Below are 13,110 nucleotides of genomic sequence, written 5' to 3' on the forward strand. Positions count from 1 at the left end.
GATGAACCTGCCCGACCCCACGACCCAAGCCCCCGCCACCCATGTCCGCGCGGCCAGCCGCGCGGATGTCACCCGGACCCTGCCGGAGGAGACGGCCGTGGCGATGGTCTATGGCGGATCGACCCAGGCCGTCATGATGGCCACGCCCGCGGACCTGGAGGATTTCGCCGTGGGCTTTTCCCTGACCGAGGGGATCGTGACCGACCCGGCCCAGATCGAGCGTCTGGAGGTTCTGGCCCATCCCCGCGGCGTCGAGGCGCAGATGTGGATCGCGGATGACCGCACGGACGCGCTGGCGGCGCGGCGCCGCTTCATGGCGGGGCCGGTGGGCTGCGGGCTGTGCGGGATCGACAGCCTTGAGGAGGCGGTACGCGCGCTGCCCGACCTGTCGGGCGCTGGGCCGGTGCTGGATGCGAGCCAGATCGCGCGGGCGACCGACGATCTGCGCGGCTGGCAGCCATTGCATGACCGGACCCGCGCGGTCCATGCGGCGGGCTTCATGATCCCCGGACGGGGGATCGTGCTGGCGCGCGAGGATGTGGGCCGCCATAATGCCTTGGACAAGCTGATCGGCGCGATGGCGCGGCAGGGCATGGATGCGGGGCAGGGCGCCTTTGTGCTGACCAGCCGCGTGTCCGTCGAGATGGTGCAGAAATGCGCCCTGGCCGGGGGCGCGGTGCTGATCGCCGTGTCCGCCCCCACCGCCCATGCGCTGCGCCTGGCGCAGGGCGCGGGCATCACCCTGGCGGCCTTTGCCCGCGGCGAAGGCTTTGATCTGTTTTCCCACCCCGAACGGCTGCGCGCCGAGGTGTCCGATGTCGCCTGACAAGATGGTCCTGATGGTCAACCAGATCGCCGGTTTCTTTGACACCCAGCCCGGCGGCGCAGCACCCGAAAAGATCGCCGCCCATCTGCGCGATTTCTGGGAGCCGCGGATGCGCGAACAGCTGGTCGCCTTTGTCGGCGGCGGGGGGCAGGGGCTGAAACCGTCGGCCGAGGCGGCGGCCCGGCTGCTGTAGATGCAACCCTGCGGCGGGGTCGGGTGTTCGGTGCCCAGCAGATGACAATCACGGCCGGGGACAGTCCAGCGATGCAGCACAAGACCGATGGGTTCGACCTGGCCAGTGCCAAGGTCTGTGTCGTGATGAACCGCGGATCGGGCAAGAAGAAGCATGTCGAGCTGCGCGAGATGCTGAACGAACGGCTCGCTCCGGCCTGCGGCAGCTTCGAGCTGCGCGAGAGCCGGAAGGGGAGCGACCTACCCGCGCTGGCGCGCAGGGTCGCGGCCGAGGGGTTCGATCTGGTGATCGCCGCGGGTGGCGACGGCACGCAATCAGCGGTGGCCGGGGCTCTGGTTGATCGTGACGTCGTGATGGGCGTCCTGCCGGGCGGGACGTTCAACTACTTTGCCCGCGACCTGGGCGTCGGAGAGACCGTCGAGGAGGCGCTGGACACGATTTTGGACGCGCGGGTCGAGGCGGTCGATGTCGGCGACGTCAACGGGCTGATCTTTCTGAACAATGTCAGTCTGGGCGCCTATCCGCAGATCCTGAAGACGCGCGAGGGGATCTACAAGCGGTGGGGGCGGTCGCGGATGGCGGCCTATTGGTCGGTGCTGGTGGCGCTGCGGCGTCTGCGCCGCCCGATGCAGCTTGTCGCCCGCGTCGACGGGCAGGAGAGCCGCTATACCAGTGCCTTGGTCTTTGTCGCGCGCAGCGCCTATCAGCTGGACAGCTTTGGTCTGGAAGGGGCGGAGGAGATCCGGCGCGGCGAACTCGCGGTCCTGATCGCCAAGGCGAAGCACCCCCTGCCGCTGATGCGGTCCGCCCTGCGCATGGCGATGGGCAAGAGCGCCAAGAACGACGATTTCGACCTGATCCTGACGGACGAGCTGACCATCGAGACCCCCAAGCGGCGCCAGCTGATCGCCCATGACGGCGAGAAGACCGCGTTGGAGAGCCCCTTCCGGCTGAAGGTGCGCCATGACGGGCTCGAGGTCCTGCTGCCCCGCGATGGGGTCAGCAAGACCGAGCAGCCGAAGGGCTGACGACCGGTGACGCGCATTCTTCACCTGACCGACCTGCATTTCGGATTTCACCGTGCCGCATTGGAGGAGCCGCTGCTGGCGCGGATTGCGGCGCTGCGCCCCGACCTGGTGGTCATCGGCGGCGACATCACGCATCGCGCGCTGCCCGCGCAGATGCGGCAGGCACGCGCCTTTCTTGACCGCATCGAGACGCCCTTGATGTGCATGCCGGGCAATCACGACGTACCGGCATGGAACCTTGTGGCGCGGATGTTCTGGCCCTTTGCGGGGTTCCGGCGGCATTTTGGTCCCGTGCTGACCCCGGTGGGGCGGGCGGGCGACGTGCGGGTCATGGCGCTGAACAGCGCCGATCCCTATGCCTGGCAACGCGGCAAGATCCGCGAGGGCGAGATCGGCCGCATCATTGGCAATGTCGACGCGATGGGCACGAATATCGTCGCGCTGCATCATCCGCTGCAGCAGCTGCCGCGGGTCGACAAGGCGCTGGCACGGCGCGCGTCCGAGGCGCTCTACCGGCTGGAGGCATCGGGGGTGCAGGTGGTCCTGTCGGGGCATCTGCACCGGTGGGCGACGGACGCGTTGCTGGCGACGGGGCGCCATCCGCGCGTGCTGCAGATCCAGACTGGCACGGCACTGTGTGCACGCATCACCGACGGGCAGAACGAGTTCGTGCTGCTGGAGATCGACGGCCCCGACCTGCGGCTGGAGCGGCATGTCGCGCCGATGGACGGGGGCGCTTTCGGCGCCCCCGAGATCGCGGATTACAGCCGTGCGTCGGGCGTGTGGAGACGCGTTTAGGCGTTGAAATTGGCGTCAAACACGGGTATTGGGGCCGCAGTCACACGGGCGACATGGTCAGAACAGACCGCATTCCAACGGGTCGGGCGTCATGCCGCGACCCTTTGGCGTTGCCCCAACGGCACCATAAAGACCGGCGGAGCCAACCGTCAGGCCGGAAAACAGACACAAAGGATACTGAATACGTATGTGCGCTAAAGCGACCATGGAGGAGTTCGAGGCCCTTCTGAATGAAAGCCTCGAGATTGACACCCCCGACGAGGGCAGCGTTGTCAAAGGCCGCGTCATTGCCATCGAGGCAGGCCAGGCCATCATCGACGTCGGCTACAAGATGGAAGGCCGCGTCGATCTGAAGGAATTTGCCAATCCCGGCGAAGAGCCCAGCATCAAGGTCGGCGACGAGGTCGAGGTCTATCTGGACCGCGTCGAGAACGCCCGCGGCGAAGCGTCGATCAGCCGTGAGAAGGCCCGCCGCGAGGAAGCCTGGGATCGCCTGGAGAAGGCCTACGAAAGCGAAGAGCGCGTCGAGGGCGCCATCTTCGGTCGCGTCAAGGGCGGCTTCACGGTCGACCTGGGCGGTGCCGTCGCCTTCCTGCCCGGTTCGCAGGTCGATGTGCGCCCCGTGCGCGATGCCGGCCCGCTGATGGGTCTGAAGCAGCCGTTCCAGATCCTGAAGATGGACCGTCGCCGCGGCAACATCGTCGTGTCGCGCCGCGCCATCCTGGAAGAGAGCCGCGCCGAACAGCGCGCCGAAGTCATCGCGAACCTGACCGAAGGTCAGTCGATCGACGGCGTGGTCAAGAACATCACCGAATACGGTGCGTTCGTTGACCTGGGCGGCGTCGACGGCCTGCTGCACGTCACCGACATGGCCTGGCGTCGCGTCAACCACCCGTCCGAGATCCTGGCGATCGGTGAGACCGTCAAGGTCCAGGTCATCAAGATCAACAAGGACAGCCACCGCATCAGCCTGGGCATGAAGCAGCTGCAGGCCGATCCGTGGGATACGGTCGCCGACAAGTTCCCGATCGAGTCGGTCCACCAGGGCCGCGTGACCAACATCACCGATTACGGCGCCTTCGTGGAGCTGGAAGCCGGTGTCGAGGGTCTAGTCCACGTTTCGGAAATGAGCTGGACCAAGAAGAACGTCCACCCGGGCAAGATCGTCTCGACCTCGCAGGAAGTCGAAGTGATGGTTCTGGAGATCGACGAGGCCAAGCGCCGCGTGTCCCTGGGCCTGAAGCAGACGATGCGCAACCCGTGGGAAGTGTTCGCCGAAACCCATCCGACCGGCACCGTCATCGAGGGCGAGGTCAAGAACATCACCGAGTTCGGTCTGTTCATCGGCCTGGAAGGCGACATCGACGGCATGGTCCACCTGTCGGACATCAGCTGGGATGCCCGCGGCGAAGACGCGATCCAGGACTTCCGCAAGGGTGACGTCGTCAAGGCGGTCGTCCAGGACGTGGACGTCGAGAAGGAGCGCATCAGCCTGTCCATCAAGTCGTTGGAAAACGAGAACATGGCCGAGGCCGTTGATGGCGTGAAGCGTGGCACCATCGTCACCGCCGAAGTCACCGCGATCGAAGAGGGTGGCATCGAGGTCGAGTACAACGGCGTCAAGTCGTTCATCCGCCGCAGCGACCTGGCCCGCGACCGTGCCGACCAGCGCCCCGAGCGTTTCAGCGTCGGCGACAAGGTCGACGCCCGTGTGACCAACGTCGACACCAAGACCCGCCGTCTTGGCCTGTCGATCAAGGCTCGCGAGATCGCCGAGGAAAAGGAAGCCATCGACACCTATGGCAGCTCGGATTCGGGCGCGTCCCTGGGCGACATCCTGGGTGCGGCACTGAACCGCAACAGCTGATCGGCCCAACCCGATCGATCCTTGCCCGCCCCGGTTCGTCCGGGGCGGGCTTTTTCTTGCCCACGGCCGGGCGGATGCGCGCCATCCCGCTTGCGCGTTTGGGGCAAAGCTGGCAACGCTATGAAACCAGTGACTTCTGTCGGGCGTTGAACGGAAACATGAAGGGCGGTATTGCAACGGCCTTGCGGTTTGACGTGCTGACTTTGACGGCAGGAAGACCCGTCCAATTGGGGGAACATATGATCCGGTCCGAACTGATCCAGAAGATCTCAGACGAAAACCCCCACCTGTTCCGCCGCGACGTCGAGAGGATCGTGAACACGATCTTCGAGGAGGTCATCGACGCGATGGCGCGGGGCGACCGGGTCGAGCTGCGCGGCTTTGGCGCCTTTTCTGTCAAGAAGCGCGATTCCCGGACGGGGCGCAATCCGCGCACAGGGGAATCGGTCGAGGTTGACGAAAAGCACGTTCCGTTCTTCAAGACCGGCAAGCTGCTGCGCGACCGCCTGAACGGCGACGCCTGAGGCCCCTGTTTACCGGGCATCCCGCCCGTCTGCGATATCGAGGAAATTCAATGCGCTTCATCCGTCTGATCTTTGTCGCAGCACTGGCGCTTGTGCTGGTGGCGGTCGCCTTGGCCAACCGTGACATGGTCACCCTGTCAGCGTTCCCGGCCAATTTCGGACAGTACTTGGGCGGCACGTGGTCGCTGACGGTGCCACTGTTCCTGGTGATCTTCGTGGCCTTTGCCTTGGGCATGCTGGCCGGTCTGGTCTGGGAGTGGCTGCGCGAGGCGCATTTCCGCCGCGAGGCGCGTCAGCGCAACGCTGAGGTCGTGCGTCTTGAGAGCGAGGTCGGGCATCTGCGCGACCGCCACGCCGCGCCGCGCGACGAGGTTCTGGCGATCTTGGACGAGCCTGCCCCCGCCAAAGGCGCGGCCCTGCCTGCGGTTCGCTGAGGCGTGGCCGAGGTCAAGATCTGCGGGCTGTCCGAGGAACGCCATGTCGCGGCGGCCGTCGATGCCGGTGCGCGCTTTCTGGGGTTCGTATTCTTTCCCAAGTCGCCGCGTGCAGTGACCCCGACCCAAGCCGCAGCGCTGACGGCGGAGGTTCCCGTTGGGGTCGCCCGCGTGGGTCTGTTCGTCGATCCATCGGACGATCTGCTGCGAGAGGTGCTGGACTACGCGGCGCTGGACGTTATCCAGCTGCACGGCCATGAGAGCGCCGCGCGGGTGGCCGAGGTCAAGGCGTTGACGGGGCTGCCGGTGATGAAGGCGGTCGGGCTGTCGGGTCCGGCGGACCTGCCACAGCTGATGGATTACGGCGTGGCGGCGGACATGCTGCTGGTGGATGCCAAGCCGCCGGCGGGGGCCGATCTGCCGGGCGGGAACGGGCTGGCCTTCGATTGGCGGCTGCTGGTCGGGCGGCATTGGTTGCGGCCCTGGATGCTGGCCGGGGGACTGACACCGGACAACGTCGCCGAGGCCGTGCGGCTGACGGGCGCGCCTGTCGTGGACGTCAGTTCGGGCGTGGAACGTGCACCGGGCGTCAAGGATGTTGCGCTGATCCGCGCCTTTGTAGAGGCCGCGCGGAGTTGATTCCGGGGCGTGTTGCGCGGCGTACGCCGGGGGTGTTGCATAGTGTATCACATTGTAATCGCAGGGTTTATGCGCCACATTCTGCACGTATTGGTTTATCCATTGACTTGGCGAACGCCCTAAGGTAGAACTTTTACATGCTGGAAGAGGTGGGCAAGCGGCCGGGGGAAACCCTTGGGCCGCTTTTTTCGTCTCTTGGCTCGTGCGGACAGGAACACGAGGCGGGGCAGAGTGCATGAACGATATGGAATGGGGCGGGGCCGGGAAAACCGACGGACCTTTCGTGACTGGAACCCAGCCTGAGAAGGCCGGGTTCGCGATGCCCGAGATCGCCGAGGGCGAGGACGAGATCGACGTTCTTCGCTGGCTGTTCTGGGATTACGTCAAGGACTTGCGGGGGCACCAGGCCGAGCTTGAAGCGCTCAAGTCCGGGGAGCTTGACCCGGCCAAGCTGAAAAAGGCCATGGAGACGGCGAAGACGGTCCGCGAGGCTGTCCAGCTGCTGATGGCGGAAAGGATCAAGGTTGACAAACTTCGCAAGGACATCGCGGGCGGCGTCGGAGGGGGCAGCCTTGACCTCGGCGCCGCACGAGACGAGATCGGGCGCCGCCTGGCTTGCCTCCGCCGGGCCGGAGGAGGTTGAGGAATTCCTGGGCGGGCTGTCGCAGAACGCGCTGATGAGCCTGCCCTGGCTGTTCGAGTTCTGGGCTTTGCCGCACCAGTTGCCCCCGGAGGGCGACTGGAAATCCTGGGTGATCATGGGCGGGCGCGGGGCGGGCAAGACCCGCGCCGGGTCGGAATGGGTGCGCAGCCTGGTCGAGGGGACCACGGCTGCTGCACCCGGGAAATGCCATCGCGTGGCCCTGGTCGGCGAGACCTTCGACCAAGTGCGCGAGGTGATGGTGTTCGGCGAGAGCGGCATCCTGGCCTGTTCGCCCCCCGACCGGCGTCCGGTCTGGGAGGCGGGGCGCAGGCGGCTGGTCTGGGCGAACGGCGCCACGGCCACGGTCTATTCCGCGCATGAGCCGGAGGCTTTGCGCGGGCCGCAATTTGATGCGGCCTGGGTCGATGAGCTGGCCAAGTGGAAGAAGGCCGAGGATGTCTGGGACATGCTGCAGTTCGCGCTGCGGCTTGGCGAGCATCCCCAGCAGGTCGTCACCACGACGCCGCGCAATGTGGGCGTGCTGAAGCGCATCCTGGGCAATGCCAGCACTGTGGTGACCCATGCGCCGACGGATGCAAACCGCGCCTATCTGGCGGAGAGTTTCCTGGCGGAGGTCGAGAGCCGCTATGGCGGGACGCGGTTGGGGCGCCAGGAGCTGGATGGCGTGTTGCTGGACGATGTCGAGGGGGCGCTGTGGACGACCGCGATGCTGGAAGGAGCGCGGGTGGCCGCGGCGCCCAAGCTGGACCGGATCGTCGTCGCGGTCGACCCGTCGGTCACCGGCGGGCGGGCCAGCGACGAATGCGGTATCGTGGTGGCGGGTGTCGTCATGCAGGGCGAGCCAAAGGATTGGCGCGCCTATGTGCTGGAGGATGCCAGCGTCCGGGGCGGGCCCACGGATTGGGCCCGCGCCGCGATTGCCGCGATGGACCGCCACGGTGCCGAGAAGCTGGTGGCCGAGGTGAACCAGGGCGGCGATCTGGTCGAGAGCGTTGTGCGTCAGATCGACCCGCTGGTCCCGTTCAAGGCCCTGCGGGCGTCGCGGGGCAAGGGGTTGCGGGCAGAGCCCGTCGCCGCGCTGTACGAGCAGGGGCGCGTCATGCATCTGAAGGGCGCCCTGGGCACGCTGGAGGATCAGATGTGCCAGATGACGGTGCGCGGGTTCGAGGGGCGGGGCAGTCCCGACCGGCTGGATGCCCTGGTCTGGGCGGTCCATGAGCTGATGATCGAGCCCGCCGCAGGCTGGCGCAGGCCGCAGATGCGGCGATTGTAACCGGGTCCGAGAGGTCGGACCGACGAAGGGCCGTCCCGCAGGGGGCGGCCCTTTCGCATGGCTGAGGCATGGAGGCGAGCATGGCGTTTCGATTGTTTTCGCGGGAGGAGAAATCATCCCCCCCGCCAGAGAGGAAGGCCAGTGCGACGGGCCGGGTCGTGGCATTCGCCAGCGGGTCCGGGCGCCCTGTCTGGTCGGCCAGGGATACGGGCACGCTGACGCGCGGCGGGTTCATGGGGAACCCGGTGGGCTTTCGCAGCGTGCGCCTGATCGCCGAGGCCGCGGCGGCCGTGCCGATGATCTGCGCGGATCGCGACCACCGCTATGAGGTGCATCCGGTTCTGGATCTGCTGCGCAGGCCCAATCCGGGCCAGGGTCGGGCCGAGCTGTTCGAGGCGCTGTTCGGGCAGATCCTGCTGTCGGGCAACGGCTATCTGGAGGCTGTGGGCGCGGACGCCACGGGCATCCCGGAGGAGCTGCACGTACTGCGGTCCGACCGCATGAGCGTGGTGCCCGGTGCGGATGGCTGGCCCGTCGCCTATGAATATGCGGTGGGCGGGCGCAAGCACCGGTTCGACATGACCGGCAGCCCCGATCCGATCTGCCACGTCAAGGCGTTCCACCCGCAGGACGACCATTACGGTCTGTCGCCGATGCAGGCGGCCGCCGTCGCGCTGGACGTGCACAACAGCGCCAGTGCCTGGTCCAAGGCGCTGCTGGACAATGCGGCGCGGCCCAGTGGGGCGATCATCTACAAGGGAGTCGACGGGCAGGGGGTGCTGAGCCCCGAGCAGTATGACCGCCTGGTGGGCGAGATCGAGATGAACCATCAGGGCGCGCGCAATGCGGGCCGTCCGATGCTGCTGGAAGGCGGGCTGGACTGGCGTCCGATGGGTTTCAGCCCGTCCGACATGGAGTTCCACGAGACCAAGCTGTCGGCGGCGCGCGAGATCGCGTTGGCTTTTGGCGTGCCGCCCATGCTGCTGGGAATTCCGGGGGACGCGACCTATGCGAATTATGCCGAGGCGCACCGGGCGTTCTTCCGCCTGACGGTGCTGCCGCTGGCGACGCGGGTGTCGGCGGCGGTCGCCTGGTGGCTGTCCGAGCATCTGGGCGCCGAGATCGAGCTGCGGCCCGATCTGGACCAGATCCCGGCCCTGGCCGAGGAGCGCAACCAGCAATGGGCCCGCATCAGCGGTGCGAGCTTTCTGACGGATGCGGAAAAGCGCGCCCTGCTGGGCCTGCCGCCCCTGGACGGGGCGTGAGCCATGGAAGGGTCGCGTTTCGTCAAGGACGGGCTGTGGCACGACACGCGTCTTGAGGCGCAGGAACGGATCATGGCGCTGCAGTTCGGCCAGGTCGAGAAGCGCCTGGAGCGGATCGAGGCGATGATCGAAGGGCTGGAGCGGCGGCTGTGGATGACGGTCTACGGCGTGGTCGCCGTGATCCTGACGCAGGCCGTCCAGGGTATTCTAGATTATGCGCCGAAAGGAGGCTGAGGGATGGTTCCGGGTCTGGAGATGAAGTTCGCGGGCGGTCCGCCCGTGCTGACCGACGGTCAGGTGATCGAAGGTTATGCCAGCCTGTTCGGTTTGACCGATCAGGGCGGCGATGCGGTGCTGCCCGGCGCGTTTGCCGCGTCGCTGGCTCGGATCGCGGCGCGGGGCGACAAGGTGCGAATGCTGTGGCAGCACGACCCGACCCGCCCCATCGGGGTCTGGGACGAGGTCCGGGAGGACGGCAAGGGCCTGTGGGTCAAGGGCCGCCTGCTGCCCGACGTGGCGCAGGCCCGCGAGGCGGCGGCGCTGATCCAGGCGGGTGCTATCGACGGGCTGTCCATTGGCTATCGCACCCTGCGGGCCGAACGCGACAAGGCCGGGCGGCGGGTGCTGGCCGAGGTCGAGCTGTGGGAGGTGTCGCTGGTGACCTTCCCAATGCTGGCCGAGGCCAAGGTGGACCGCAAGGACAGCGACGAGATGCGCGACGTCGCGGCGCTGTTCGTGCAGGCGGCACAGGCCCTGCGCGGCGCATGAGATTTCGGACCGGGTGCATCCCGGTCCGTCAACCAGGTTCGGACCGGTCCCGTGCGGGAGGTCCGACGACAGGGGCGCGGCCCCGATCACCGTGACGAGGAGAAGACCATGACCGAGGTGAAGGCCGCGGGCGGCGGCGACATGCCCGCCGACCTGAAGGGGGCCATGATGGGGTTCGTCAGCGAACTCAAAGGCTTTCGTGAAGATATTCAATCCAAGCTCAACGCACAGGAACAGCGTATGACCATGATCGACCGTAAGACCGCCCTGCGGGGCCGCGCGCCCCTGTCCGCCACCGCAGAGGTCGAGGTGCCCCACCAGAAGGCGTTCAACGCCTATCTGCGCAGCGGCGACGATGACGGCCTGCGCGGTCTGGCCATTGAGGAGAAGGCACTGTCGGTGGCCAGCGACGGCGGGTTTCTGGCCGCACCCAAGGTTGCCGAGACCGTGCAGAACACGCTGCATTCCACCTCGTCGCTGCGCCGTCTGGCCAACGTGGTGACCATCGAGGGCAGCGTCTATGAGGCGCTGGTCGAGCGTGGCGACATGGGCGCCGGTTGGGCCACCGAGGCCGCCACGGTCGAGACCGCGAACTCGGCCCTGGACCGCATTGCCATCCCGGTGCACGAACTGTCCGCAATGCCGCGTGCCAGCCAGCGCCTGCTGGACGATGCGGCCTTTGATGTCGAGGGCTGGCTGGCCGAGCGCATCGCCGAGAAGTTCGCCCGGTCCGAGGCCAACGCCTTTCTGCGCGGCGACGGAGTCGACAAGCCGCGCGGCCTGCTGAGCTATCCCACCGCGCCTGCGGCGACCGCGACCACGGCCCAGATCGGCTTCGTCGCCACCACCGCGGCTGGCGATTTCCCGGCCGCTGCGCCGATGGATTGCCTGATCGACCTGATCTACTCTCTGGGCGCGGAGTATCGCTCGAACGCCTCGTTCCTGATGAACTCGAAGACGGCGGCGCGGGTGCGCAAGATGAAGGATGCCGACGGCCGCTTCCTTTGGACCGATGCGCTGAGCGTGGGCCAGGTACCCCAGCTGCTGGGCTATCCGGTGATGATCAGCGAGGACATGCCCGACATGACGACGAGCTCGTTCTCGATCGCGTTCGGTGATTTCCGCGCGGCCTACACGATCGTCGAGCGTCCCGACCTGCGCGTGCTGCGCGACCCGTTCAGCGCCAAGCCGCACGTGCTGTTCTATGCCACCAAGCGTGTCGGCGGCGGGATCACCGATTTCCGCGCCGTCAGGCTGCTGCGCTTCATCTGATCCCCCGGGGGATCGGATGAGGGAGGGGCGCGCCTGGTGCCGGGCATTCCGGTTTAGCAACTGTCCGCGCGCGCTGATGGCCGGCGTGCGGCGCGCCCCGCTTCCCTTTTGCCTGCAAGACAGCCGGGGCCCCGTTCGGGGGCCCCGCCTTTGGTGGAACATGCGGACGGCACGACGGGAGGTTCGCAACATGATGCTGATAGAGGAAACGGCGCCCGCGGCGGAGGCGCTGCCGGTGGCCGCCCTGCGCGCGCATTTGCGTCTGGCCCAAGGTTTCGAAGGGCCCGACGACGCCGCCGAGACGGCGGCACTGGCGGGCTTTCTGCGTGCAGCGATCGCCACGATCGAGGGGCGCACCGGCAAGGTGCTGCTGAAGCGGCGGTTCCGCATGCAGCTGGACGATTGGCGCGACCGGCTTGGCCAGTCGCTGCCGCTGGCGCCCGTGCATTCGGTCGAGCGCATCGAGATCGACGACGGGAACGGCACGCTGACCCAACTGCCCCCCGAGGGGTGGCGGCTGGTCCCGGACGGACAGCGCCCCGTGATCCTGCCCACCGGGGTCGTGCTGCCGTCGATTCCACGGCGGGGGACGGTGACGATCACGTTCCTGGCGGGCTTCGGGGATGCCTGGTCCCAGGTTCCGGCGGATCTGGCGCAGGCGGTCATCCTGTTGGCCGCGCGGTATTACGACGATCGCAGCCAGGATGGTTTGCGTCATGCACTGCCCTTTGGTGTCAGCGCGCTGATCGAGCGCTGGCGCGCGGTCCGCACGCTGGCCGGGCGCGGCAGCCGGGAGTGGCGCTGATGGCCGCCCCGAACCTGTCGACGCGGCTGGCGCTGGAGACATCCGACCGGATCGCGGACGGCTTGGGCGGCTATGAGACGCGGTGGCGTCAACTGGGCTGGCTGTGGGCGCAGATGGAGGCGCGGTCGGGTCGCGAACAAGGGACCGGCGCGGGAATGATCAGCGTGGTCCAATGGCGCATCACGCTGCGCGCCGCGCCTGTGGGTGATGCGCGACGCCCGCGGCCCGGGCAGCGGCTGCGCCAGGGGACACGGTTGTTTCAGATCGAGGCGGTCGCGGAAAGCGATCCGTCCGGTCGGTATCTGGACTGCTTTGCGCGCGAGGAGGATCTGACATGAGCTATGGGGCAGGGGTCGCCTTGCAGGCGGCCGTCTATCAGAAGCTGCGCACGAACGAGGCGCTGGCGGATCTGGTGGGCGATGCGATCTTCGACGCGATGCCGGTGACGGCGCCGAGCGGGATCTATGTCTCGCTCGGTCCCGAGGAGGTGCGTGACGCCAGCGATTCCACGGCACGCGGATCGCGGCATGATTTCGTGATCTCGGTCATGGCGGGCAGCGACAGTGGGGCGGGCTTCGGCGCGGTCAAGGCCGCAGCGGTCGCTGTGGCCGATGCGCTGGAGGCGGGCGGACTGGTGTTGTCGCGCGGCCAGCTGGCGGGTTTGTGGTTCCTGCGCGCAACCGCGCGGCGGGTGAAAAGCGGTGCGGCTCGTCAGGTCGACCTGACCTTTCGCGCGCGCATCGATCTGAACTGA

17 protein-coding genes are annotated in these 13,110 nt (G+C 67.4%); all 17 read left to right on the plus strand.

Going from position 1 to position 13,110, the window contains the following annotated elements; genetic code table 11:
• Window position 1 precedes the first annotated feature (1 nt).
• A complete protein-coding gene (gene fdhD / locus LZ686_RS09250) occupies window positions 2-826 on the plus strand; it encodes a formate dehydrogenase accessory sulfurtransferase FdhD (RefSeq protein WP_084693669.1) in 825 nt (274 codons plus the stop codon).
• Window positions 816-1,019: a formate dehydrogenase subunit delta gene (locus LZ686_RS09255; RefSeq protein WP_127898328.1), complete on the plus strand. Its 204-nt coding sequence runs from the start codon at window positions 816-818 to the stop codon at window positions 1,017-1,019. Before fdhD ends, LZ686_RS09255 begins: the two co-directional genes overlap by 11 nt.
• Before the next feature lie 71 nt (window positions 1,020-1,090).
• Complete coding sequence (locus LZ686_RS09260) at window positions 1,091-2,047, plus strand: diacylglycerol/lipid kinase family protein (protein ID WP_349547586.1); 957 nt, start codon at window positions 1,091-1,093, stop codon at window positions 2,045-2,047.
• Between the two features lie 6 nt (window positions 2,048-2,053).
• Window positions 2,054-2,845: a metallophosphoesterase family protein gene (locus LZ686_RS09265; protein ID WP_349547587.1), complete on the plus strand. Its 792-nt coding sequence runs from the start codon at window positions 2,054-2,056 to the stop codon at window positions 2,843-2,845.
• Between the two features lie 187 nt (window positions 2,846-3,032).
• Window positions 3,033-4,712: a 30S ribosomal protein S1 gene (rpsA, locus tag LZ686_RS09270; protein ID WP_084693668.1), complete on the plus strand. Its 1,680-nt coding sequence runs from the start codon at window positions 3,033-3,035 to the stop codon at window positions 4,710-4,712.
• 239 nt (window positions 4,713-4,951) lie between these two features.
• Entirely contained in the window at window positions 4,952-5,236 is a 285-nt protein-coding gene (ihfB, locus tag LZ686_RS09275; RefSeq protein WP_045999360.1) for an integration host factor subunit beta, read from the plus strand.
• Between the two features lie 50 nt (window positions 5,237-5,286).
• Window positions 5,287-5,670 carry a LapA family protein gene (locus tag LZ686_RS09280; protein WP_127898331.1) on the plus strand — a complete coding sequence of 128 codons (384 nt, stop codon included), beginning with the start codon at window positions 5,287-5,289 and terminating at the stop codon, window positions 5,668-5,670.
• Between the two features lie 3 nt (window positions 5,671-5,673).
• The gene (locus tag LZ686_RS09285; protein ID WP_349547588.1) at window positions 5,674-6,309 is read left to right on the plus strand and encodes a phosphoribosylanthranilate isomerase; all 636 of its coding nucleotides are present in this window, start codon (window positions 5,674-5,676) and stop codon (window positions 6,307-6,309) included.
• A gap of 235 nt (window positions 6,310-6,544) precedes the next feature.
• Window positions 6,545-6,952 (plus strand): hypothetical protein, encoded by a 408-nt coding sequence (locus tag LZ686_RS09290; RefSeq protein ID WP_045999357.1) that lies wholly within the window; start codon window positions 6,545-6,547, stop codon window positions 6,950-6,952.
• A gap of 34 nt (window positions 6,953-6,986) precedes the next feature.
• Window positions 6,987-8,246 (plus strand): DNA-packaging protein, encoded by a 1,260-nt coding sequence (locus LZ686_RS09295; protein WP_349547657.1) that lies wholly within the window; start codon window positions 6,987-6,989, stop codon window positions 8,244-8,246.
• Between the two features lie 80 nt (window positions 8,247-8,326).
• Complete coding sequence (locus tag LZ686_RS09300) at window positions 8,327-9,511, plus strand: phage portal protein (protein WP_127898334.1); 1,185 nt, start codon at window positions 8,327-8,329, stop codon at window positions 9,509-9,511.
• Window positions 9,512-9,514: 3 nt separating this feature from the next.
• Entirely contained in the window at window positions 9,515-9,745 is a 231-nt protein-coding gene (locus LZ686_RS09305) for a GTA head formation protein, RCAP_rcc01685 family (RefSeq protein ID WP_045999356.1), read from the plus strand.
• A 3-nt stretch (window positions 9,746-9,748) separates the two neighbouring features.
• Complete coding sequence (locus tag LZ686_RS09310; protein ID WP_240542390.1) at window positions 9,749-10,279, plus strand: HK97 family phage prohead protease; 531 nt, start codon at window positions 9,749-9,751, stop codon at window positions 10,277-10,279.
• A 108-nt stretch (window positions 10,280-10,387) separates the two neighbouring features.
• The gene (locus LZ686_RS09315; RefSeq protein ID WP_045999354.1) at window positions 10,388-11,551 is read left to right on the plus strand and encodes a phage major capsid protein; all 1,164 of its coding nucleotides are present in this window, start codon (window positions 10,388-10,390) and stop codon (window positions 11,549-11,551) included.
• Window positions 11,552-11,741: 190 nt separating this feature from the next.
• Entirely contained in the window at window positions 11,742-12,356 is a 615-nt protein-coding gene (locus LZ686_RS09320) for a head-tail connector protein (protein WP_045999353.1), read from the plus strand.
• Window positions 12,356-12,694 (plus strand): head-tail adaptor protein, encoded by a 339-nt coding sequence (locus LZ686_RS09325; RefSeq protein ID WP_127898337.1) that lies wholly within the window; start codon window positions 12,356-12,358, stop codon window positions 12,692-12,694. Before LZ686_RS09320 ends, LZ686_RS09325 begins: the two co-directional genes overlap by 1 nt.
• Window positions 12,691-13,110, plus strand: coding sequence for a DUF3168 domain-containing protein (locus LZ686_RS09330; RefSeq protein WP_148911742.1), 420 nt, complete (start codon window positions 12,691-12,693; stop codon window positions 13,108-13,110). The genes LZ686_RS09325 and LZ686_RS09330 overlap by 4 nt, the downstream gene beginning before the upstream one ends.

The organism is Paracoccus sp. NFXS7 (genome assembly GCF_040148865.1).
GTDB classification, from domain to species: Bacteria; Pseudomonadota; Alphaproteobacteria; order Rhodobacterales; family Rhodobacteraceae; genus Paracoccus; species Paracoccus marcusii.